Genomic DNA, 22791 nt, shown 5'->3' with positions numbered 1-22791 from the left:
TATGACCTGTACCAACTGTCAGCAAGAAGTAAGCGGAAAATTCTGTACGAGTTGCGGCCAACGCACAAATGTAAAGCGGATTACTTTTCGCGAAGGCTGGAATGACTTCTGGTCGCGCGTATATGGGTTTGATGGGATGTTCCCAAGAACTCTTCGTGACCTGACTATCCGACCAGGTGTTGTTGCCAGAAAATACATTGAAGGAAATCGGGTACTCTACTATGGTCCGGTGGGGTACTTTTTTCTCATGTTAACAATTTACATACTTACTTTTTCAATGTTGGAAATCGATTTATACGAATTTTCCAAAGCGGTAAACCCATTCGATGAGGCAAAACAAGGGAGCGGACAAGAGCAGGTCAACATGGGAATAATGGGATGGGTAAAAGATAACCAACGCCTAATGTCCTTTCTTTTTATTCCGTTTTATGTTTTCGCTGCTGCATTGCTGTTCCGGAAGAGTAAACACAATCTATTGGAACACTCTGTTCTTGTATTCTATACACAAGGACACTACCAATGGCTTTCGGTTATATTTTTGATAGTCTTCAAATTTACAGGAACTTACATGCACTTACTATTATTCATGAGTTCCAGTGCACTCTACTATGCTTTTGGATGTACCCAGTTGTACGTACAATACAAACCAGGATGGGCAATGTTTCGTGGTGTTTTTGTTCATATCTTCTTCTGGCTCTCTCTTTTCTTTTTTACTTCGCTATTAATGGTTATTGCAATAATTATGAACCCTGAATTACTGGAGATGATGAAACCAAGTAATAATTAAAGACCCATTCGAATTCAATTCTAATACCACCTTAATCATTACATCAAAAATCCATTTTCATCCTTTATCGGTGGCGGAACATCCGTCTCACCCAGCATCTCCCGTAAATCGATTTCAATGGCGCGTGATATGGATGTTATCGGCACATCGTTATACGTGCCTTCAAATGGATTCTCGGAATAATCCCCGATTTTTTCGGTAAGAAAGAACACCCAGATAATTAAGGCCGAAAACGGAACCGTTAGCCACACCCATGTTCCTTCTGTAAATACATCCAATAACCCAAAAGGGACAAGCGCACTGAATACAAAAGTGGTCCATAAGGCCGTTGAAGCATACTGTCGCGGAAAGGGGAAGTTTTTAATGCGTTCACTTTTGCCTTGCTCATCATATAAATTTCCGATCAATTCCTGCAACCGAAAGTGTTCCATTTCGGTGAGGTAATTAAGTTCTTTTAATGCTTTTAACTTTTGAGTTTGGGTAGTCAGCAGTTGAGTGGCCATGTTTGTCTTTCGCTTAAGTTGTTCAAGCTCTTCCGGCCTGAGCAAATGTTCAATCTCTTTATCCAGTGAATCGAAATAAGCTTCACATATCGTAGGCACATACAAGCCGCTTAGCCGCTCGTTTGTATGTTCCCAGGGGCGGCTTAGCCTCAATTGATAACGCAGTGCGGTGAGCCAGGCAATGTGCCGGTAGATTAAGGTTTGTTTAATGGACTGTGCCTCGTCTTTATTTTCAGTTTTGACAAATGCCATAACTGCGCTGGCAAATGAGCGACTGCTATTTACAATTCCACCCCAGATTTTTCGAGCCTCCCACGTGCGGTCGTATGAACTGTTGTTTTTAAAGCCCAGGTAAAAGGCAACTGCAATACCTACTATGCTTAATGGCTGCCATGGAATAGCGATGTTGAGCGGTAAAAATTCATATGCTGCCGTAATGGATGCAGCATAGAGTAAGCCATAGAGAAAAGGTTTCTTTGACCAGTTGAAGGTCATCCATAAACCATAATTTCGTTTTATAAACATGGGCGTTTATCTGGTTATTGATCAGATCAAAATATAAGAAAAGAACGAAAAATAAATATCTAACTCCTAATCAACATATAATGTTTTACATGATTGCGTATCTTTAAAAACACATTGGAGAATAAAATGAAAAATCAACGAAGAAATTTCCTTTTTAAAGCATTGGCTGCAACGGTCGGGCTGGCAGCACTTCCCTTTCGTCATGTTGCTAAACCAACCGCAGAGCAAATGAAACCATTGCCATCCCTGAAAGACAGAAAAGTGCTTTTTACCTATGGTGGTTGGGATGGACACGAGCCTGACAAGTTTGTTGATTACCTGGTGCCTTGGTTAAAAAAAGAAGGTGCTGAAATAATACTTTCCAAAACGTTGGATTCCTATACCGATAAACAACTCATGGGTTCAATTGATTTGGTCCTTCAAATCTTCACCATGTCGCAAATCACAAAAGAACAGGAAGCAGGTTTATTGGAAGCGATTAAAAATGGTGTTGGTATAGCCGGATGGCATGGCGGATTGTGCGATGCTTTCCGAAACAATACGGAGTACCAATACATGACGGGCGGACAATGGGTTTCACACCCCGGTGGGGTAATTGACTACAGGGTTAACATTGTCGATCATGAAGATGCCGTTACGCAAGGCATCAGGGATTTCAACATGACCAGCGAACAATATTACATGCATATAGATCCGAATGTAAAAGTACTGGCCACCACGCGGTTTAATGGCAAAATTGATCCATGGATTGATGGGTGCGTGTTGCCCGTTGCCTGGAAAAAGACCTATGGAAAGGGCCGCGTATTTTACACGTCCCTCGGTCATAACCTGAAACACATTACCGATCAACCCCAAGCTGTAACCCTTATGAAACGAGGGATTATTTGGGCAAGCGCAAGCAAATACGAGCCAACAGAAGCGTGGGTAAATCCTGTCTACGGGTAGTTTTATAGAATCAATTCCAGATAGATCGGCATACCCAGTGTAATGTTCAGCGGAAACGTAACAGCTAATGTCATCGGCACAAAAATTCCTGGATTGGCCTGAGGTGCAGCCATTTTCATAGCAGCCGGCACTGCAATGTACGAGGCACTGGCCGCCAGCACCGCGAACATAAACCGATTACCCGGATCATCCGTTATCAGGCTGCTCAGCAAGGCCACGGCACAGCCATTTACAAGGGGTATCACCAAGGCAAAAGCCAACGTGAACCAACCACCATCCAGAAAGTCCTTCAGCTTTCTGCCGCTGGCAATTCCCATGTCCAGCAAAAAGAGCGCAAGAAAACCTTTAAAGATGTCGTTTGTAAATGGTTTAATACCGAGTGCCTGCTGATCATTTGCTAAAAAGCCGATGATTAAACTTCCGATAATCATAAGCACACTGCCATTTGTAAACGAGTGATGCACTACAGAACGCAACCGTGTATCTCCTGTTTCTTCACGGCCATACATGCGAATCAATATCACACCTATAATGATGGCTGGTGTTTCCATCAAGGCCATTACGGCAATCATGTGTCCGCTAAACGGCACGGCCTCCATCTCTAAAAATGAAATGGCTGTTACAAAGGTTACAGCACTTACCGATCCGTATGCAGCCGCTATGGCCCCGGCATTTGATACACTTAATCTCTTCTTTAGAATAAAGAATGTATAAAGCGGTATCAGACTGGCAATGGCCACACCAAATAACATCGACCACACAATTTCCAGCGAAAACTCGCTGTGCGCCAACTCCTGCCCTCCTTTAAAGCCAATGGCGAAAAGCAAGTACAGAGAAATAAACTTAGATGAAGTTGACGGAAGTTCCAGGTCACTTTTGAGTCGTACCGCAACAATGCCTAATACAAAAAATAGTAGCGCTGGGTTGGTCAGGTTGTCGACCAACAAGGCTAAACTCATGCTTTGACCAGGTTTATGTTAATATTTCCTTCAATCACCAGGTCGTATCCCTCCTGCTCGGCCTGCTCCAGTAATTCGCGCAACGATTCCTTTGCTTCGCTAAGTTCATGAATCCTTTTAACAGAGTTAGAAACATCTCCGTTAAAATGTTCATAAATTGAAAGCATCTCAACATTGTGGTAATTAATTTTGTCACTGATTAACTGCATCAATACACGGGCGGCATCTTTCGGATGAAAATTTCCATCAATTAATTTAATCTGGTGTTTCGTCTTCATAGTTGTTGTATTAACCGCTGCAAAAATCCATAACCGGAATCATAAATTTTTATTTATTTTTGTAATAGATAACATTAAGTATTCTTATGAATTATACGCTCCATCAACTTCAAATCTTTCTGAAAATCACGGAGACGAAAAGCATTACCAAAGCTGCCGAAGCCCTTCACCTCACACAGCCGGCTGTTTCGATACAACTGAAAAATTTTCAGGATCAATTTGATGTACCCCTAACCGAAGTAATTGGGCGCCAACTCTTCATCACTGATTTCGGAAAGGAAATTGCCAAATCTGCTGAAACCATTTTAAATGAAGTAAACGGAATTAACCAGCGACTTCAAGCCTTTAAAGGAAAGCTTACCGGAAGCCTGCGTATTTCAGTCGTCTCAACCGGAAAATATGTAATGCCTTACTTTTTAACCGGCTTTCTGCGTCAGCATACGGATGTGGAATTACTGCTTGATGTTTCCAACAAGGAGCGGGTAATTGAAAGCCTTGAGAATAACGAAGTTGACTTTTCGCTCGTATCGGTATTGCCGAAAAATATTCAGGTAGATGGTATCGAGCTCATGCAAAACAAACTTTACCTGGTTACCAATCATGAAACAAAAGCCGACAAGAAAACGCATACCAAAAAGATTTTCGAAACACTTCCGCTGATCTATCGGGAAACGGGATCGGGTACGCGTCAAACCATGGAAAAGTATTTCCGGTTGCATGGCATTCATGCCCGCAAAAAAATGGAACTCACGTCAAATGAAGCCGTAAAGCAAGCCGTAATTGCAGGACTCGGTTCATCCGTTATGCCGCTTATTGGCCTTAAGGATGAACTAAGCAATGGCGACCTGCACATCATACCTGTTAAAGGATTTCCGATAACGTCTAAGTGGCAACTTATTTGGCTGAAAAACAAAAAGTTTTCACCTGTTGCTCAGGCTTATCTAAACTATGTAAAAAAGGAAAAGAACCACATCATACATCAGCATTTTGATTGGTATGAGCGGTATTGATTCGCGCATGTAAGGAAAAAGCAAAATGTTCCTTTTTCAGGTGCCCAAAAACGTCAAACTTGGGTTCATGTCTGAAGATGTGCTTAATCGTGCTGATCTGCCGGGTACCGATCTGGAAGCCTTGCACCGTGTGGAAGAAACGCTTCGAAAGAATGAGTTTCGGTTGCGAACCCTGTTCAACACCGCCCATGATGCCATCTTTACCATGGATTACAAGACCTTTACGGATTGTAATGATGCCACCCTTCGCATTTTTCAATGTAAGAAAGAAGATATAGTTGGTCAAACTCCCTACCGATTTTCACCCGCTCATCAACCTGATGGCCGTACTTCGGAAGAAGCAGCTATGGAGAAAATCAATGCGGTGCTTCAAGGCGAACCGCAATTTTTTGAGTGGATGCACATCCGGCTTGATGGTACACCTTTTCAGGCCGAGGTTTCACTTAATCGGCTCGACCTGGAGGGTGATGTACAGATACTTGCCATAGTTCGGGACATCAGCAAACGCAAACAAACCGAGCAGGAAAATAAACGCCTGGCCCTGGTGGCTAACAATACCACTAACATGGTGGTGATCGCTAACGCTGCAGGCGAAATTGAATGGGTTAATCCTGCCTTTGAACGCACAACCGGTTATAAACTTGAAGAAATTATCGGGCGTAAACCCGGGCATTTTCTACGCGGACCGGAATCTGATCCGAAAGCAGCGCAAATGATGCGGGAGAATCTTCGCAAAGGCGAAGGCTTCAAAGAAGTTGAATTGATTAATTATACCAAAGAAGGCAAACCGTACTGGGTAAGTATTGAGGTACAGCCCATACGCGACAATCAAGGTAAGGTAACGCAATTCATTGCTATCGAAAGTGATATTACCGAACGCAAAGCAAGCCAGAAAGCACTTGAAGAACGAAATGAAGAACTGGTAAAAATCAATGCGGAACTGGATCGATTTGTTTATTCCGCTTCGCATGATTTACGTGCACCCATATCATCGTTATTGGGGCTTGTTGAAATTGCACGGATGGAAAAAGATCCGCAAAGTCTGGAGCGGCTACTCGATCTGAAAAAGAAAAGCTTGTTGCGTCTTGACCAGTTTATCAAAGATATTGTTGATCATTCCCGCAACACACGCCTTCAGGTAGAGGTGGAGCCTGTGCATTTTGAATCACTGGTTAACAGTGCCCTTGAGCAGCTTCAATTCATGGATAACATGGAGCGCATCTGGCGTGTGGTGGATGTGAAGCAAACTGGAAAATTCTATAGTGCACCCAGTCGGTTGAACATCATTTTCAATAACCTGCTTTCCAATGCAATCAAATATGCCGACATGACCAAAGAAAACCCGACCATTGAAGTTCGGGTGATGGCCAATGAAAAGGAAGCTGAAATACGAATTTCCGATAATGGAGAGGGGATTGAATCCAGTTCACTTCCCAAAATATTTGAAATGTTCTATCGGGCCTCCACAAAAGGTGTCGGTTCAGGGCTTGGGCTTTACATTGTAAAAGAAGCTGTTGATAAAATTCAGGGTACCATTCAAGTAAAAAGTGAACCGGGAAAAGGAACCGAATTTACACTTTCAATTCCAAGTCTGGGGAAAAACTAATCAGCGAAAAATAGTGGTTACCTCAATCCGATTGTTATCCGGGTCAAGGGTTTCAAATTCGTAGTAACCATCACCAGTTTTGCGCGGACCCGATAAGATTTGAAAACCCGCATTCTTCAGCTCTTCGGCTTTCCTGTCAACTTCGTCCATGGTATCAACGCCAAAGGCAAGATGAATAATTCCCAGGTATTGCTTTACAATTGAATCATTTACGTTTGCCGGTATATCCGGTCTCGACATTAACTCAAGTCGCGCACCAGATTTAAAGCGAATAAAATAGCTACTGAATTGCTTTTGTGGGTTGTTATATTTTTCATTTGGTAAACCTCCGAAATACGTCACGTAAAAATCCTTTAACTGTTCGAGGTTTTGCGTCCAAATGGCAACATGTTCTAAGGTCATAGTGTTTTGAGACGGATTTTATTCTACATTATTCAAGAGCACAGTACTCATTATTCAACTCGGTTTCAATAGTAAAATGCTCAAAGGGATAATTCTTCATGAGTTCCTTGATTCGATTCTTTACCATGAGCAATTCAGATATGCTAACACCCGACTTAAGCCGGACGTGCGTGGTAAACACATGGTGCTCACCATCCAATGACCAAATGTGCGTGTGGTGTAACGAATCGACATAATCGATTTGCAGTATCTTATCCTCAATTTCTTTCTGATTAATATCAACCGGATGCCCCTGCAAAAACAAGAACAAGGTTTCCTTTAACCGCTTACCTACATTCCACAGAATAAAAAGTGTTATGACCAACGACAGTGCCGGATCGAGGTAGTGGTTTTCTACAAACATAAGTACCACCGAAACGATTAAGACAGCAACCCATCCGAGTACATCCTCAAGCAAATGCCAGGTAACAATGCGCTCATTAAGCGTTTTTCCGGAACTTGTTTTCCATGCGGCATATCCGTTAACAGCCACCCCGACCAACGCAAAAACAAACATGCCTTGGGCATTGGAAGATTCTGGTGAAAGGATTCTGCCAATCGCAGCCTGAATCACAAAAACCGAACCTATAATCAATACAATACTGTTGATCAACGCACCCAGCAAGGAGAAGCGCCTGTAACCAAAAGAGAATGATTGACTTGCGGCCTTTTTCGATTTAGCATCCAGGTACCAGGCGGTTCCAAGCGAAAGGCAATCGCCCAAATCATGAACGGCATCCGAAATGATGGCAACACTGTTTACATAAAATCCACCAATCAATTCAAAAATGGTAAAGCCAGCATTCAAGAGAAATGCTGCTCGTAAATTTTTTCCAGAAGAATGGTGGTGATGATGTGCCATTAAATTTAATAACACGATTATTCCGCACGAAACACTTCCTTTCCTCCTACCCAGGTATTCAACACACGAACGTTACGGATTTGATCCGGAGCAACGGTGCGCAAGTCCTCACTCAATACCACAAAATCGGCTAGCTTGCCCGGAGTTAAGGTGCCCTTTAACTTCTCATCAAAAGAGGCATATGCTGCATTTCGTGTATAGGCAATAAGCGCTTGTTCAACAGTAATCTTCTGTTCCGGAACCCAACCATCCGGATTTTGATCATCAAGGGTTCTTCGGGTAACAGCCGCGTAAATTCCTTCAAGCGGTGTTGGCGGAGCTACAAACCAGTCACTACCAAATGCCACCATTGCTCCTGCATCAAATAAACTTTTAAAGGCATAAGTCGTTTTAATCCGTTCCGGACCAATTACTTTCTCTGCCCAGCGCCCATCATCAATGGCATGATACGGCTGCATACTGGGAATAACGTTTAACGCAGCAAACCTGGGAATATCTTGGTGAGCAATGTGCTGTGCATGTTCAATTCGAAAACGCCTGTCCTTCGATCCGTTTTCCCGTTCTACACGTTCATAAATATTCAGCAATGTATTTATGGCCCGATCACCAATCGCATGTACCATCAATTGCAGTCCGGCTTTGTCGGCTGCACTTATCCAGGTATATAATTGCTCGGGTGTGTTCACCCATAACCCTGTATCACTTGGCGCATCGGTAAACGGTTCAAAGAATGCTGCCGTATGTGAACCTAAGGAGCCATCCACAAAACCTTTCAAGCCTCCAACTTTCAGCCACTTGTCGCCCCTGCCTTCACGTGCTATCTTTTCATTTAATACTTCCCATTGACTGATCGGGTACATGGCATAGATGCGGGTAATCATGTTATTACTTTTTCGTGCCCGTTCCAATGCATCTATGTGCCCTGCCATATGATGAACGGATGTTACCCCAAACGAGGCCACATATTTCATGGCTGCCTGCAAGGCGTTATCCACCTGTTCAGGTGAAGGTTCAGGTACATGCCTGTCGACAATATTGGTGGCGTTATCCTTAAAAATACCCGTCAGGTTTCCATTGGCATCACGCACAATGGTACCTCCTTCAACATCTTTAACAGCACGATCAACTCCGGCAGCTGTTAACGCTGCGGTATTGGCCAACGACATATGCCCGTCAAGCCGGGTTATCCATACCGGATGATCGGGTGTTACGGCATCAATCCATTGCCGTGTTGGCAATTCACCGCCCCAGTTTTCATGATCCCAATCGCCACCCAAAATCCAGGTACCAGCGGGCACGGTTTCTGCGAAAGCCTTAATACGACTAATAAACTCCTCTTTAGTTTTTGCGTCACGTAATTGCACACCAGAGAGGTTAAAGCCACCCATTAAAAAGTGCACATGAGAATCGATAAAACCGGGGGTTACAAATGCTCCGTTTAGATCAATAACCTCTGTGTTTGGTCCTATGTACTTTTCAATTTCAGCATTGCTGACGACAGCCAAAAGCGAATCTCCGGCAATAGCCATGGCTTGCGCAGATGGATTGGATTGATCGCCTGTCCAGATATCAGCGTTTAAAATAATACGGTCGGCTTTTGGATTTCTATCTGTGCAAGAAAGCAGTAGACACAAAAAAAATCCTGTGAATAGAAGGGCAAATTTTTTCATAAACTAAAGTTAACAATTCCTGTTATCCACTACTGTTATTTTTGCCCAGGATGATAGGTGCGCTTCGCCCGTTTCTCCACATCTTCCCGGTAATAGGCCACGTCTTTAAAATCAACATCGGCATAACGCTGCGCCTGATCGGTAAAATGAGGCGAAGCAGGATCACTGTTTTGGCCTCCGGCAAGTATGCTTTTTGCCTTTACCTTTGGACCGAACTCAACCACGGCTACAAAGCTATTGCCATAGGTACCGTATATTTTTTTTGTTCCCTGATTACCACGCGCACCGTATGAAGCAAGCGCTCCCCAATTTCCGGAAGCCAACCCGACCGGGATACTGGGCTTGTTATCATCAAACTTCTGTTGGATGGCGCCATCCAAACGTTGAAAGCGATTCACTTCACCCCAGGGCATTTCCCAGGTTCCAAAATCAGTGGTGAGTTTTTCAATCACTTCTGAAAAAATGGCCAGTCGTTCTTCATGAGGCGTACTCGTTCCAAAATAATTTACACGCTCCATCATAGTAAGTCCTTCAGGTCGTGGGCCCTTCTGTAAGTAAATGGAAATATAGTAATGAGCAAGTGTCATCGCCACCGATTCTTTGGTTACCCGCATATCCCAATTACGCAACACATCAACAGCAGGCTTAAGCTTTGCAAATTTCTTACCCGATTGATCAATAGCTTGTACCAGCCCGGGTATCAGCTTTTCAAATGCAGGCAGGTAAGGATCATAGGCGGTTTGTAAAAGCATATCAAGCGTGTATCCGCTGCTACCGGTTAGCACTTTTATTGCATGCACCCCTCTAAAGTTCTCGGGTTCGGTGGCCATGTAATACGGGTAGTCTTCTTTCTTGGGGCTGAATTCTGCTGCTGAGGTAAAAGGCGTAGAGTTACAATTCTGAATCCATCCGTTTTCAGGGTTGAGTAAATGAATGCTCTCATCTACCGAATGTAATCCCTGCCAATCTGTGGCAGGGTTGCTCCCATCCACCGGATTTTCATAATCAAACTGTACATCGCGTTTTGGAATAAAATTTCCTTGAAAAAAAGCAATGTTCCCATCTGCATCCGCATATACCGTATTATTTGATGAGTTGGTACGGTAGTCCATCATTTTTTTGAACTCATTATACGAATTGGTCTTGGTTCGGATGAATGCTTGCTGCAATGCATTGGACGGATCCCACATCATGGAAGTAGTTATCCACTTATCATCTTGTTTACCGGTTACAGGGCCATGGTGCGTACGATAAAGTTTGAAATCCCTATGTTGTATGGAATCTCCAGTGGTGTAATTTAATGTAATGTCAACTTCATGAACAGCACGTTCTTCACTACCGTACTGATAAAAAAACCTTCCATCTTTCTCCGTTATGGTTTCTAAAAATTCATCCATCACATCGGTGTAGGATGATGTATGCATCCAACCATTTTTCTCATTAAAACCTTGATAAATAAAAAACTGTCCCCATGTTACCGCGCCATAGGCATTCAATCCTTCTTCACTCACCACATGAATTTCTCCGCGGAAGTAAAACGAAGTATGCGGGTTGATCAGCAGCATGGCATTGCCTGACTCGGTAAGCTTGCCTGAAATAGCAAAGCCATTAGAGCCCTGGGGTTCGTTTACTATTACATTGGGTTGGTCAGTTTTCGACTTGCTCAAACTGACAAAATGCTCCCCATTGTCATGTTGAGCTTGTCGAAACATGACAGAACTTAACTGATCAGTCTGATTGACATCACGTTGATCATAAAATTCCTTAATGCTTCTTATCGATACCGACTCAATATCGCCTCCAATACTTCCCTCACTGAAATACATCGGCATCCACGGTTCGAACCGGGTGAGCAGCTTGGGCGTAACCTCAGGATGGGTGTAGAGATAATAATTAACCCCATCGGCAAAAGCCTGACAAAGTTCCTTTAACCATTCAGGACTTTCGTTATACCGATGCATGGCTTCCTCTTGCGTCATAAAAAGGTTAGCGCGCACATCGCTATACAGCATTTCCTCCCCTTCTACTTCAGCCAATCGGCCGATGGCCCAAATGTAGTTTCGTTCCACCCGGGCAAAGTCATCTTCACATTGCGCATACAACATCCCAAAAACCGCATCGGCATCGGTCTTTCCATATACGTGTGGAACACCAAAATCATCACGGATAATCGTTACACGTGATGCCTGTTCTTCCCATTGTTGAATTTCTGTTTTAGGTACCTGGCATGAAATTACCAGGCATAGAAAAAGGATACTCAATACGAAGCGCATAGATTAGGTTTATGTCTCTCAATATTAAGTATCCTGGCGGGTGATGAGCAACCGCTAATCACAAAATTTTAATGATCGTAGCTCACTACCCTTGAAATCTTCCAGTTTCCGTTGTTATTCTTCCATACATGAACAAACTTAAAGGTGCCGCAATCCTCTTTTCCATTTTCCATATGGCAAAAGCGATGGGATGCTATCTGTACTGCTCCATAATTACCAATGGGGTAAACCTCCATACTGCCGGGTACCAGAGTACGAACCAGTCCAAGCTTTCGATCGCAATTCAATTTGATCGCCTTGACCGTGTGATCATATCCTGTTAATCCATCTTTATCATGATAGAATTCCAGATCATGGGTAAACATCGATTTGAGAGTCTCTATATCGCATGTATTGAATGCGCGGAATACAGCGCTATCGAGCGATTCAATTTTTCTGTACAACTCATCTGATGCCTGTGCTCTGGCGAATTGTGAAAGAGTAATAGAAAAGATAATAACCAAAGTTAACTTCTGAACCGAAGCTAAATTAATCAATCTTGAATGGGCGTGCATAAAAGGTAAATTGATGGTGTGTGAAAAGAATTGGAAAGTTGAACTGGTTCTTCCGGAGTTTGTCGTTGATAGTGATACCCGGTGGTTTTGGCTAACGATATAGTGAATTGATAGCTACCCCCTTCTTCCAGACTACGGGGCTTTGCCCAGGCATCCAACCATTCAATGGCCACAATAATTTTTTCATTTCTCAGGATTATGTCCTCCCAAATCCTCACTTCTACCCAGCCCTTTTTCTGATTGATTGTATGAAAGATATTTTTTTGTTGACTTGCGAGAGGAGTTAACTGTTCATTATTCGCATAAAAGAAATTAATGCGGACCAACGCACTATCAAATTCACATGCATCCAGGTGAAAAAACACACTATTAACCCGTACTGGCAAATCATTTGCGGGTATAAGCAATCCAATTGCCCTACCTCGTGAACTTGTAAAATCACCCCAACCCGTATGTCGCGAAGATTTGCTTTTATTGCCCAACACAATCATTTCCTTTTTACCATGAATAACAACTTCATTTAATTGCATGGTTGAAGGAACAAGCCTTATCTCCACTTCTTTCATAAAATCAAGTTTAGAAACCTGAATAACTTCACTGGAATAGCCTACATAACTTACCACCAGTACATCGGCTGGCATTGCATTGGCAAGATCCAATAGAAATCGACCTTCACGATCGCTTATTCCCCCAATTTGCTTGCCCTTAATTCCAATGTTCGCATAGGGCAACATTTCTCCCGTCTTACTATCCCGAACAGTACCCCGTAAAACCTGGCTATTTCCGGAAACAGTCACAAACAAAATACTTACTAAAAGAAAAACCTTATTCATGAAACAGGGTTAGATTTTCGGATCGCATTATACAAGTAAAAATTATGCCGAAATGAAAATCGGCATTACAAGGCGTTAAGATAACGTGATGAACATAAGGGTGTACATATCCGAATACTAAAATGTTCAAAATTGAACTGCATCTTGTTCTACCATAAATCTGACATAAATCATGGCGGGGGAAAAACGCGGGGTTTATCTTACTTACAAAAAAGTCATGACCATTGATCCAAAATATAAACCTATTCTCCTTGAAGCCCTGGAGGATATGATGTATAAACTCTCCATTCAGCAGGAGAAATTGAAAGGCAAACCATTAACCGCTGAACGGAAAGAAATCACCAATAAGCAAACACTGGTTGAAGAGTTACAACACCAGATCTCGAAAGCAACTAATTAATTACGCGATGGCCCGCGGTTTTCTTTTTTGCAGAATGATCAGCTCGGCCACAATCAGGTTGGGTACCCAACACAACCAGGCTATAATCTGATAGGATTCATTAAAATTCATGTTTAATGCATGTTCAAATGTGGGCAGGTAAATGCGCAAGGTTACCGCTGCCCAGGTAAGCGCATAGCTTCGTATCATCCAACGCTCATGTGCATCAATATCTTTACTTCGTACTCGCCAGTAAGCCATGGCACTCGTAAACAACCAACTTACTGCCAACCCGACAAAGCCGGCCTGTGCGGGAACTCCACCAAACGTATGCAACGCTACATAAAACCCGGCTGCCCCACTTAGCAGCACGGCCACCAGGTAAATTTTTCCAAACAAGCGATGCAACCTCAGGTTACGAGTTCGCATTTTTTTGCTGAATTGGATGAACCCACTAAGCATGGCAATACCGCCTAATGAAACATGTTGAAAAAACATCCACCGCCAAACCGACACATCGTACAATTCACGATTGATTAATACACCATGATCGGTGGTCAGCACCAAATAACTAATTGGATAAAGCCCGATAGAGATGGATAGCAGAATGAAGAGTGCCCAGAGAATATTTTTCATAAACTTAACATAAAAGTTACTGCTACAAAGCCTGACCAAAAGTTAACAAATTATGACTTGGATCAAGTAGTGCAAATTCCCTTTGCCGCCAGGGCCTATCTTGAAGGTGTCCGAGTTCAGGTATGCTGAGCTTATTCTTAAGTGCATGTGCGTATAACACATCAACATCATCGGTGCGAATGTAACACATGCCGTAATTGGTCTTCACATCAATTTCGGCATAGAGAAAAAAGTGAATTTCAATCTGATCCTTCTTTACCATTAGGTAATCCGGATAGAAATCATGTGGTGCCTCAAACCCAAGTTGATCAACGTAAAAAGCTTTAGTTTCTGCTTTGCTGCGCATGGGCAATTTAGGATGAATAGCTAATAGCATTTATGGGTTGAGTTAATTTTAACTAAAGTAGTTGAAATTTTTGTTCCACCCATCGTTAATTTGAAAAAGAGGTTGAATTGCTTAACTTGATATTGAATACATCATGAATCGGAAATCGACCTTTCTATCAAAGGAGCCCGAAGAGGATCCCTCAAAAAATTTTCATCTTTCGAAGCAAGGTGACCAGGTAACCATCAGGTGGAACGCATCATTTACCTTCATTGTCCTTTTTGGGATATTGGTGCTTTTTAACGCCTTGTTCATTGCAAATCATGCACGCTTGCCATATTGGTTCATTCAAGACTCGCTTATTACATCAAGTATTTTAGCAATCATATTCTGGTTTGCCACCCGTCATAAAATAGTAGTAACGCCAAATTCAATTTCGTACAAAGGTGGCTTTACTGCTCCCTTCGGTAAAACAATTCTGAATAGTGACATTCAGGCTCTTTATTATGCGTACCGGATGGGTGATGGTGCAGATGATGAAAGTGAATACATACTCTTCATTGTGCTCAGCCAAACCGAGCGTGTCCGAATTAGTAACAGGTTAATTCTTTCAGAAGTGAAGTGGTTACAACAACAAGTTGGAATACACATACCAGGTAAAGTAAAAGATCGATACGAGTTTCCAAGTGGTTTTCTTCGATTTGTAAAACAACATGAGTTTTCACTTGCGTTGCTATTTTCAATTATCCTTGGCATGCTGGCCTGGTTAGGACACAGTGAAGAGGATATCGAAGTGACTGAGGCTACCCAAATGGTTCTTGGCTGGGCTACTTTCCTCATAGCAGCCAGTATAAGTTGGTATCGAACCAAGTATGCGGAAATACCCATCGGATTATCAAAAAAAATTATCCTCATAATACTTAGTACACTGCTCTATTGCCTGATCTATTATTGGAAGTTTCACACATAAGGCTAAATCAAGTATTTCCTAGATGTTAAAATCTTTGATTATGTGATTAATAACCAATTAAAGCAGCGCATAGGATCTAATCATCAATTTCCTCTACGTTTTTCTTCACACCAGAAAAAATCAAAAATAACTTTCGTGAGCCCTCATTGCCAATTTGCAATTCAAACTGAGTATCACCTTGATTATCCGCAAATACTTTGGTTTCAGATTCGGGAATCAGGTGAAGTCGTCTCCTGCCACCACTAAGTAAAAAAAGGCTATCGTTCTCTATCTTTAACTCAAAAGGTTCTCCATCGAATTTATACTTGCCTTCAAAGCGAGATAGCTGAACGCTGTCTAACTGGACAGAAACATGTTCATACGGCATAATCACTGAATCACCATGCAAAAGAGCAGCAATGGCATTTGAAATTCTTGGAGACGCTGCATTATTATTGGACAATACAATGATGGTAACATCACGGTCAGCATACCGTGTCAAATATGTTGCGTACCCGGGCCAGCCACCACCATGGGCTACCTGCTTACCATATTCACTATCTTCCAACATAACGCCATAGCCGTAGTATACATTGGATGTTGTATCGACCAGGGAATGACGGCTAAGAAGTTTGTCGATAGCTGCTGATGGTAACCCTTCATGGTTTGCCAATGCCCTATCCCATTTCAATAAATCTGCTGTGGTTGAATTGATAATGCCGTCTCCCTGAATGCCATCGAGGTAGCGAACAAAATCGAGATCAGGCACAGAATCGGGCAGTACATGTTTATTTAGGCTATCAGACCAAATGTAGCCGAAGGCATAATTCTCAATCCGCTCACCTGAGCGTCTGGTGTTGTAAACACGCGTATCAGCCATCTTTAACGGATCAAAAATATTCTCCTGCATATATGCTTTGAACGATTGTCCTGAAACCTTTTCGATGATACTGGCCAGAAGTGCAAACGCAGTATTACTGTACTCCCACTTTGTGCCCGGTTTAAAATGAGCCTCCGGTTTTTCCTGTGCCAGTAAAGCAACGATATCAGCATTACCGGCAATTCGGGTACGATCCCATTTTTCATCCATTACATCCATATAATCAGGTAAACCTGAAATATGTGTAAGCATGTGGTGAATGGTAATTCCGGAATACGGAAGTTCTGGAAAAAATTTTCGTAAGGAATCCTGCAAACTCAACACTCCCTTCTGCTCCAAAAGCAAAATACCCATGGCCGTAAATTGCTTACTCACGGAGGCCAGTTCAAAGACAGATGAATCATTCAATTGACGATTAGAATCAAAGTCGGCCAACCCGAACGACTTCTCGTAAATTATTTCACCGCGCTCGGCAACCAACACGTTACCATTGAATTTAAAATACTTTGATTGGCCAGAAAGGTATTCATCAATCTGGCCAAGGCGATGATCCTCCTTTTCAGGAGAACAACTTACCAAAAGAGAAAACAAGCAGAGGTATAAAATGTATTTCATAATTAAAGATGCAAAAATTTAGGGCAGAAATACAAAAATCGATTTAACCTCAATCAAAGGTAATGCTCCAGGTTCAGTTGCATGTAGAGCTGCCGCATAAGCAGATTACTTTAGCTTTTGGTATACAAAAGCGATTGCATTGAAAAGTTTTTCCACCTGGAATTACCTGCTTCTTTCAAAAACACATTTCTTCCGAATACTTTATCCAGTATTCTACACCAAAGACGGATCAACGATCGGATTTTTTTATTTCCATGTTTATACAATTCCCTCCAAACCACCGGGTGGGTATACATGGACTTTACCGGTACACCAAAATAATTATCGCATAGTGCCCTCAATTCTGTAGGAAAGAATTCCTGAACATGCATCTCGTCTTCCGGTAATTCCGTAATCCTGACAGGTGTTGTAATGATAACATGACCTCCTGGTTTTAGTACGCGTTTTATTTCCTTTAACATTTTATCGGGGTGTTGAAGATGCTCAATTACATCGGCCATAACCACATAATTGAAATGATTATCAGGATAGTCGAATGTGTAACCTTCGGATACGTTGAATGTTCCCGAGTACCCGTGCTTTGAAAACATTTCTTTGCAGAATTTAATGCCAATTTCCGATGGCTCAACGCCTACCAGATCGCATGCAAAAGATTTATAAATGAGACCACTTAAAGCACCATCCCCACATCCAACCTCAAGTAACAAGGAATCTTTACGTATGCCACCCACTTTGAGTAATTGAATTACGATATCATAGCGGGCACGTACAAAACTGTTTATTTTAAAAACACTACCGAAGTAATTTTCCCAATGATAAGCTCCAAGCTCTTTGTACTTTATAAAATCAATTTCCTCGGCCATACTAACATACATTTGCAGGCAAGATGTTAATTATTCCAATAATATTCAAAGCATATCCATCTACATCATAATGCAGTAGATCATGAACCTTTCGTCTTTAGTATTTGATTTCCTCAAATGACCACTATTGGTCGAGGGCTTTGATTTGGGCTCGGTACTGGGCAGGTAAAATAAGGTATCGGATCATTGGATCAATCCGTAAGAACTTACTCACATTGTAGAGCGTCAAGATGGGACTCAAAAAAGATTTGCGATGAAACCCTAACCTTTCCCGCACTTTTTCAGGCGCAATCAGATGCTGCACCTCCAACAAAATCCGGTAACGAATAACACCCAGGTGCTTTTTGTATTGATGATACAGGTCATCAGTAAAAGCTGTTCGAAGCAGGTTTTGGTGCAGATGCATTTGGCGCATAATCATATAGGATGCAAACGTTTCGGGCAATCCGGTTATACCCATGCGGGTGCCCATTCGGGTAAATACATCAAACACCTCTTGCTTTTCAGCAAGCGTTAGTGTTCGTTCCAATACTTCGTAAGCGCGAATGGAATAATCAATCAGCATAAAAAGTACATCGCGGTATGCCCAATCGGGAATGGAGGCACCTCGCGAATGTTCTACACTACTATGTATGGCCGTCATGGCATCTATAGCCCTGTGCGCAGTTTCAGTTTTTGAAAAAACGATTGTTCTGGCATAGGAAACCGTGGAGAACAGCCGGCCCAGCGGATCGGCTGGCAGGCGGCCTGTAAAGTAAAGCCAGTCGACTGCCTTGTTCAAGGCGAATTCAGCAGCACCTCCTGCGAAGATGAAGAGAATGGTATCACCTTTACCCCATATCTGGCGAACGATGGAATTCTTATCGACAAAATATTCAGGGTTCATGGTACAGGAATTTTCCTAAGCAAACCTGCTATGCCGCTTTTTTATTTTGCTGTTCCAATGCCACATACCGGAACAATAAACCCGATACTATAAACGGAGTAGCAAAGAATGCATTTACGCCCACTATTTGTATCACAGAACTTTCGGGATACTCATACATTTTAGTCATAAGCGCAATCAGCGTAAGCACTACAAAGGTGCCCGCTGTCATATACATGGCACGTTCCATGCCTGCTGCTGTATAGCGTGAGAGATAAATACCAATAAGCAACACAACGATAACGGCTGCATACATCAGGTTACCTGCGTTTGGGCCTGCACCAATCAGGCCAACGGCCAGGTTAACCCACACCATAAAAAACGTGGCGCCAATGGCAAACCCCATGGCCACCTTGTACACAATGTTGCTGCTTAGCCGCATGACCAATACAAACAAAACGCCTGTTCCAAAAATCAAGCCTCCCATAGCCAGAAAGTCGGTTACGCTCCAGTTCACTTCATCGGTAAACTGCATGGCCACCAGAGGCACCATTAAAATAAGAACGGTTACCAGCGCTACAGCTGGAATGGATTGATAGAATTTAAGTTGTTTTTCCATGTTAATTGAGGTTATCCCTCCCCGCTTATGTCTCAGGGAGGGTGAATGTTTAGTGACACAAAAGTACTTTGTATTTCAAAGTAAGTCAATAGCAATTCCATACTTTTTCAAAAAAAAGTTGATTTATTCTGAAGATGATAGAATTAGGGCCTAAATTAGATTGCATACACTCACCGAAAGCCTCTTGAGTTTCCTCCCTGGATGGCATAAATTAAAAGTTCAACCAACCCCATTGTCCCATGGAACAGGTAACAGAATTTATAGTTAAACTTTTTGAGGCCGATGATTGGCCAGCACGTTGGGTATGTGGCAACTGGTCATCGTTTCATGGATGGCTCTACATCACCAGCAACATTGTCATTTGGCTCGCCTATTTTGTGATACCGAATTGTCCACCGTTACTGAACTATTCAGTTAATATCTTTAATCGGTTTAATTTCATCCGACAGGAATAATCAATTTATAATAGATTGACTTTGTGGTTCCCGTTGCATTTGGATTAGGCATAAAGGGATTCTCATTGTCTTCTATGAACTCTTGCTTAATTACCTTTTCATCAAGCATTTCAAAAACAAAGTCCTTAACGGTTTCATATTCGATTTTAGCTTTAGGAGTCACGCTATTTACCTTATGCTGAAATTCAGCGAAATTGAAATATTGATTATTGCTAAACTCAGTCAACAATATTTCTTTCATCAATTCTTTAGGTTTTTTATAGATAATCACGCTGTCTATTGTTTTAACTCTCCTTTAAATGCCTTCTGGCTCAAACTGCCATACAAATTCTCTAACTCCTGCAAGCTTTGCTGGTATTGGGTTTTCAGTGCTTCTGTTTTTTCTACGATTTGCTCAAATTGATTCTGAAGTTCGATTGATGGCATTGGTATCTTCAACCTTTCAAGCGTCTTTTGATTTAAGTTTTGAATGTTTGCGCCTTTTCCACCTTGAAGCATTACAGCCCTGAAAACTGGAATCCTAAATAAATGAGATAGATAAACAGTATTGATTGTATTGGCCGTTGGCCTGAAACGAATGCAAAAGCCACTGAAAGTTACTTTATTGTCGTTCGGATAAATTACCAAGCACCTTCCTATCAACTCCTTGTTTCCGTTTGACCGAACGAAGATTAAGTCACGATTCTTCAACAAGTATTCATTAGATGGGAACTCAATTAAATTCAAGGTGCTGAGTAATTCGATGTCGGTTAATTTGTATAGATTTTTAAAATCACCTACACCAAGGCTCTTGATACTTTTTCCGGATTCCCTTAACCTGGCCGATTATTCTTTTATCATTATTGTATAATGGGCCTCCGGAAGAGCCGGATTCCACTGTTCCGCTTGCCCAAAATGCCTTCCAAACTTGTGCTCCCAAATATGCTTGTTGTGTTAAAGTGGTGTTGTATGTAGCTATTTTCATCACATCGCCCATAGGATGGGTTATGCTTACCCCTGAAGGTGAAGCTGTGCTTGCTCTCGACCATCCCGAAAACGTAATCCCTGAATTTACAGGAGGAAGCTGATCAAGCTCAACCAGGCAAAAATCGCTACCGGCATGTCTTGCTCGCAGTGTGGAACCATTGAAAGTTAAGCCATTGGCATTTTGTGAAGGTGTACATGTGGCGCTCCAGGCCTGAAAGGTAAATTTCCATTGAGCAACATTTGGATCAAAATCAAAACAATGATCGGCTGTTAACAAATACGGAATGTTCAGGTTACATGTATTATTAATTAAAGCACCGCTACATAATCTTGTACTGCTTGCATCTAATATCAAAGCAACAGAATTCCGTTCATTCTCCCATCCATTCCCTTCTGCGCAAAGCACATTTACATTACATTCAGACGACTCTCCAAAGTTACCAACGTAAAGGCTCTTATAGCCATACGCAACGCTTGATATATGAAGCCGCAACAAGCTTTTACTCTCCGTTGGCGTTTTAAAATCCACGGTCAGCTTCCCGCCTTTATACACCCAACTTCCCCAAAAATTGTTCTCGTTGTTTTCGGCTTCGGTTACCGGGCCGGTTATCATTTCACCATTTTCGCTATATACATACAATTCAGTCCCTTCCGGCAGGTAAAACCGGTCGAAATTAGCGCTGATGGTCTTTGCCCCTGTGGCTTCAATGGAAAACTTGCCGTACGAAAACCCTTCTTCTTCCGTCCACTCCGCCTCCTTCACCACATCTATATCCACATTCACGGCTTCGGCAATCTTAAAAGGTCTGGCTTCGCCACCGGCATTTTCCAGCGCTTCCTTTTCAAGCAGGGCTTTAATGTCCCGTGCCGGAATCAGATAAGGGCTTTTACCTCGGAAATTTTTTACGAATTTTCCTTTATCAGTAACTCGTTTAGGATTATTGAAGTTTGTTCTCACCTGTGCGTTTGCCACGTTAAAAAACACAAGAAGCAGTGCCGATAGTAAAACTGATCTCATAGTATTGAGGTTTAAGATTGATTTTTCTTTTTTAAATGATACGCTATACTTACAGAGGTGCCTAAACTGAAATTGGGATGTGAGAATGTTGCAGGATCGTCTTTGAAAATTCTATCGTTTCTCCAACGAGTATAAGGCAAAAGCAAATCAAGACCTAAGGTGAATTGTTTTCCCAATTTTCTTTGCACTCCTAAAGACAACGTTATTGTTTTGGCAAAATCAATATTGTGATTATTGACTTGGGTAGGACGATTTGCTGATGTATACGGAGTGTATTCTTGCTGAAAAGAAAATAGTTGGTTATACAACAGATCACCTGATAAGAGATACTTATTATTTAGCAACAAATTATATGTTATTCCAGCAGACCATAACCAACATTGATAAACATAGTAGTCAGTAAAATATACCGGATATAATGGGGTATTGTAATCAAAAGGCCTTTGTAAATTAAATCTTTGTTTAAAATACCCTGCGCCAATATTTACAAAGAAGTGTTTGTCTTTAATAATAAGTTTTGGTTGAAATGAATAGCCTAAGTTAACACCAGAACCAATTGCTGTCCCATCAAATTGATTTTGTCTGTTAACAGCTGTTGGAGGACTCCAGTTATTTTTTGCTGTAACCTTACTATAAATCAATGGCGTAGAAATAGATAAGCTGCTCTGCCCGCAAGAAGTTAGCGGCATTAAAGCCATGCAGGCTAAACAAATAATGCCTGTTATTTTTTTCACAGTATAGCTTTTATAAACATCCGACACAATAACCCCTCAAAAGGTGGGGAACAACTTTAACTAAACCTAACGGGGGTGTGGTTGGTGGTGTCCAGTTATCCTTTACTTTAATGTTGCTCCAAATTGTGGGCGCTGAAATGGACAGGCTGCTTTGGGCATTGGCCAGCCCGCCAAATATAAGAATCAGTGCTAATAGTAAAATTGATTTCATGGCGTTATAGATTTACAGTGGTTCTTTATT

General features: G+C 42.0%; 27 protein-coding genes. 7 read left to right on the top strand and 20 right to left on the bottom strand.

Annotation, left to right across the window (positions count from 1 at the left end; all coding sequences use genetic code 11):
• Position 1 precedes the first annotated feature (1 nt).
• On the top strand, positions 2 to 787 hold the full coding sequence (locus tag QY309_07240; GenBank protein ID WKZ61272.1) for a DUF3667 domain-containing protein: 786 nt from the start codon (positions 2 to 4) through the stop codon (positions 785 to 787).
• A 38-nt stretch (positions 788 to 825) separates the two neighbouring features.
• Here the strand turns inward: QY309_07240 and QY309_07235 are convergent, their stop codons facing one another.
• Positions 826 to 1815, bottom strand: a complete 990-nt coding sequence (locus tag QY309_07235; protein ID WKZ61271.1) for a bestrophin family ion channel — start codon at positions 1813 to 1815, stop codon at positions 826 to 828.
• A gap of 126 nt (positions 1816 to 1941) precedes the next feature.
• On the opposite strand from QY309_07235, the gene QY309_07230 reads away from it, so the two are divergent.
• Positions 1942 to 2760 carry a ThuA domain-containing protein gene (locus tag QY309_07230; protein ID WKZ61270.1) on the top strand — a complete coding sequence of 273 codons (819 nt, stop codon included), beginning with the start codon at positions 1942 to 1944 and terminating at the stop codon, positions 2758 to 2760.
• Positions 2761 to 2762: 2 nt separating this feature from the next.
• Here QY309_07230 and QY309_07225 read toward each other — a convergent pair whose 3' ends face one another.
• Entirely contained in the window at positions 2763 to 3719 is a 957-nt protein-coding gene (locus QY309_07225) for a sodium-dependent bicarbonate transport family permease (GenBank protein WKZ61269.1), read from the bottom strand.
• A complete protein-coding gene (locus QY309_07220) occupies positions 3716 to 3997 on the bottom strand; it encodes a hypothetical protein (GenBank protein ID WKZ61268.1) in 282 nt (93 codons plus the stop codon). The genes QY309_07225 and QY309_07220 overlap by 4 nt, the downstream gene beginning before the upstream one ends.
• Positions 3998 to 4083: 86 nt before the next feature.
• On the opposite strand from QY309_07220, the gene QY309_07215 reads away from it, so the two are divergent.
• Positions 4084 to 5007 carry a LysR family transcriptional regulator gene (locus QY309_07215; GenBank protein ID WKZ61267.1) on the top strand — a complete coding sequence of 308 codons (924 nt, stop codon included), beginning with the start codon at positions 4084 to 4086 and terminating at the stop codon, positions 5005 to 5007.
• 67 nt (positions 5008 to 5074) lie between these two features.
• A complete protein-coding gene (locus tag QY309_07210) occupies positions 5075 to 6613 on the top strand; it encodes a PAS domain S-box protein (GenBank protein ID WKZ61266.1) in 1539 nt (512 codons plus the stop codon).
• On the opposite strand, the gene QY309_07205 is transcribed toward QY309_07210, so the two are convergent.
• The 6 genes from QY309_07205 to QY309_07180 all read right to left on the bottom strand — a co-directional run bounded on the left by QY309_07205 (position 6614) and on the right by QY309_07180 (position 13246).
• A complete protein-coding gene (locus QY309_07205) occupies positions 6614 to 7015 on the bottom strand; it encodes a VOC family protein (GenBank protein ID WKZ61265.1) in 402 nt (133 codons plus the stop codon).
• 28 nt (positions 7016 to 7043) lie between these two features.
• Positions 7044 to 7916 carry a cation diffusion facilitator family transporter gene (locus QY309_07200; protein ID WKZ61264.1) on the bottom strand — a complete coding sequence of 291 codons (873 nt, stop codon included), beginning with the start codon at positions 7914 to 7916 and terminating at the stop codon, positions 7044 to 7046.
• A 17-nt stretch (positions 7917 to 7933) separates the two neighbouring features.
• Entirely contained in the window at positions 7934 to 9586 is a 1653-nt protein-coding gene (locus tag QY309_07195; GenBank protein ID WKZ61263.1) for an amidohydrolase family protein, read from the bottom strand.
• A 35-nt stretch (positions 9587 to 9621) separates the two neighbouring features.
• Complete coding sequence (locus tag QY309_07190) at positions 9622 to 11859, bottom strand: penicillin acylase family protein (protein ID WKZ61262.1); 2238 nt, start codon at positions 11857 to 11859, stop codon at positions 9622 to 9624.
• Positions 11860 to 11927: 68 nt separating this feature from the next.
• Complete coding sequence (locus QY309_07185; GenBank protein WKZ61261.1) at positions 11928 to 12362, bottom strand: nuclear transport factor 2 family protein; 435 nt, start codon at positions 12360 to 12362, stop codon at positions 11928 to 11930.
• Positions 12363 to 12391: 29 nt separating this feature from the next.
• Complete coding sequence (locus QY309_07180) at positions 12392 to 13246, bottom strand: carboxypeptidase-like regulatory domain-containing protein (GenBank protein ID WKZ61260.1); 855 nt, start codon at positions 13244 to 13246, stop codon at positions 12392 to 12394.
• 172 nt (positions 13247 to 13418) lie between these two features.
• On the opposite strand from QY309_07180, the gene QY309_07175 reads away from it, so the two are divergent.
• Positions 13419 to 13646, top strand: coding sequence for a hypothetical protein (locus QY309_07175; GenBank protein ID WKZ61259.1), 228 nt, complete (start codon positions 13419 to 13421; stop codon positions 13644 to 13646).
• On the opposite strand, the gene QY309_07170 is transcribed toward QY309_07175, so the two are convergent.
• The gene (locus QY309_07170) at positions 13647 to 14261 is read right to left on the bottom strand and encodes a DUF2306 domain-containing protein (GenBank protein ID WKZ61258.1); all 615 of its coding nucleotides are present in this window, start codon (positions 14259 to 14261) and stop codon (positions 13647 to 13649) included.
• Positions 14262 to 14283: 22 nt separating this feature from the next.
• Positions 14284 to 14637, bottom strand: coding sequence for a VOC family protein (locus QY309_07165; protein WKZ61257.1), 354 nt, complete (start codon positions 14635 to 14637; stop codon positions 14284 to 14286).
• A 103-nt stretch (positions 14638 to 14740) separates the two neighbouring features.
• On the opposite strand from QY309_07165, the gene QY309_07160 reads away from it, so the two are divergent.
• A complete protein-coding gene (locus QY309_07160) occupies positions 14741 to 15556 on the top strand; it encodes a hypothetical protein (GenBank protein ID WKZ61256.1) in 816 nt (271 codons plus the stop codon).
• 76 nt (positions 15557 to 15632) lie between these two features.
• Here the strand turns inward: QY309_07160 and QY309_07155 are convergent, their stop codons facing one another.
• The 4 genes from QY309_07155 to QY309_07140 all read right to left on the bottom strand — a co-directional run bounded on the left by QY309_07155 (position 15633) and on the right by QY309_07140 (position 19377).
• Positions 15633 to 17030, bottom strand: a complete 1398-nt coding sequence (locus QY309_07155; GenBank protein WKZ61255.1) for a serine hydrolase domain-containing protein — start codon at positions 17028 to 17030, stop codon at positions 15633 to 15635.
• A gap of 110 nt (positions 17031 to 17140) precedes the next feature.
• The gene (locus tag QY309_07150; GenBank protein WKZ61254.1) at positions 17141 to 17893 is read right to left on the bottom strand and encodes a class I SAM-dependent methyltransferase; all 753 of its coding nucleotides are present in this window, start codon (positions 17891 to 17893) and stop codon (positions 17141 to 17143) included.
• A gap of 124 nt (positions 17894 to 18017) precedes the next feature.
• Positions 18018 to 18779, bottom strand: coding sequence for an oxygenase MpaB family protein (locus QY309_07145; protein ID WKZ61253.1), 762 nt, complete (start codon positions 18777 to 18779; stop codon positions 18018 to 18020).
• A 28-nt stretch (positions 18780 to 18807) separates the two neighbouring features.
• Positions 18808 to 19377, bottom strand: coding sequence for a hypothetical protein (locus QY309_07140; protein WKZ61252.1), 570 nt, complete (start codon positions 19375 to 19377; stop codon positions 18808 to 18810).
• A 239-nt stretch (positions 19378 to 19616) separates the two neighbouring features.
• Between QY309_07140 and QY309_07135 the strand changes: the two genes are divergently transcribed.
• Positions 19617 to 19832 carry a hypothetical protein gene (locus tag QY309_07135; GenBank protein WKZ61251.1) on the top strand — a complete coding sequence of 72 codons (216 nt, stop codon included), beginning with the start codon at positions 19617 to 19619 and terminating at the stop codon, positions 19830 to 19832.
• Here the strand turns inward: QY309_07135 and QY309_07130 are convergent.
• Genes QY309_07130 through QY309_07110 form a run of 5 tightly spaced genes read right to left on the bottom strand, consistent with a single transcriptional unit; the run spans position 19816 to position 22761 of the window.
• A complete protein-coding gene (locus QY309_07130; GenBank protein WKZ61250.1) occupies positions 19816 to 20103 on the bottom strand; it encodes a hypothetical protein in 288 nt (95 codons plus the stop codon). The two genes, QY309_07135 and QY309_07130, sit on opposite strands and share 17 nt — an antisense overlap.
• 5 nt (positions 20104 to 20108) lie before the next feature.
• Complete coding sequence (locus QY309_07125; protein WKZ61249.1) at positions 20109 to 20558, bottom strand: restriction endonuclease subunit S; 450 nt, start codon at positions 20556 to 20558, stop codon at positions 20109 to 20111.
• Positions 20559 to 20604: 46 nt separating this feature from the next.
• Complete coding sequence (locus tag QY309_07120; GenBank protein ID WKZ61248.1) at positions 20605 to 21816, bottom strand: serine protease; 1212 nt, start codon at positions 21814 to 21816, stop codon at positions 20605 to 20607.
• An 11-nt stretch (positions 21817 to 21827) separates the two neighbouring features.
• Positions 21828 to 22550, bottom strand: coding sequence for a hypothetical protein (locus QY309_07115; GenBank protein ID WKZ61247.1), 723 nt, complete (start codon positions 22548 to 22550; stop codon positions 21828 to 21830).
• 10 nt (positions 22551 to 22560) lie between these two features.
• Positions 22561 to 22761: a hypothetical protein gene (locus tag QY309_07110; GenBank protein ID WKZ61246.1), complete on the bottom strand. Its 201-nt coding sequence runs from the start codon at positions 22759 to 22761 to the stop codon at positions 22561 to 22563.
• Positions 22762 to 22791 lie beyond the last annotated feature (30 nt).

The organism is Cyclobacteriaceae bacterium, assembly GCA_030584025.1.
GTDB lineage: Bacteria > Bacteroidota > Bacteroidia > Cytophagales > Cyclobacteriaceae > UBA2336.
The sequence above is the reverse complement of the archived record's forward strand: the minus strand, read 5'-3'. Positions and strand labels throughout refer to the sequence as shown.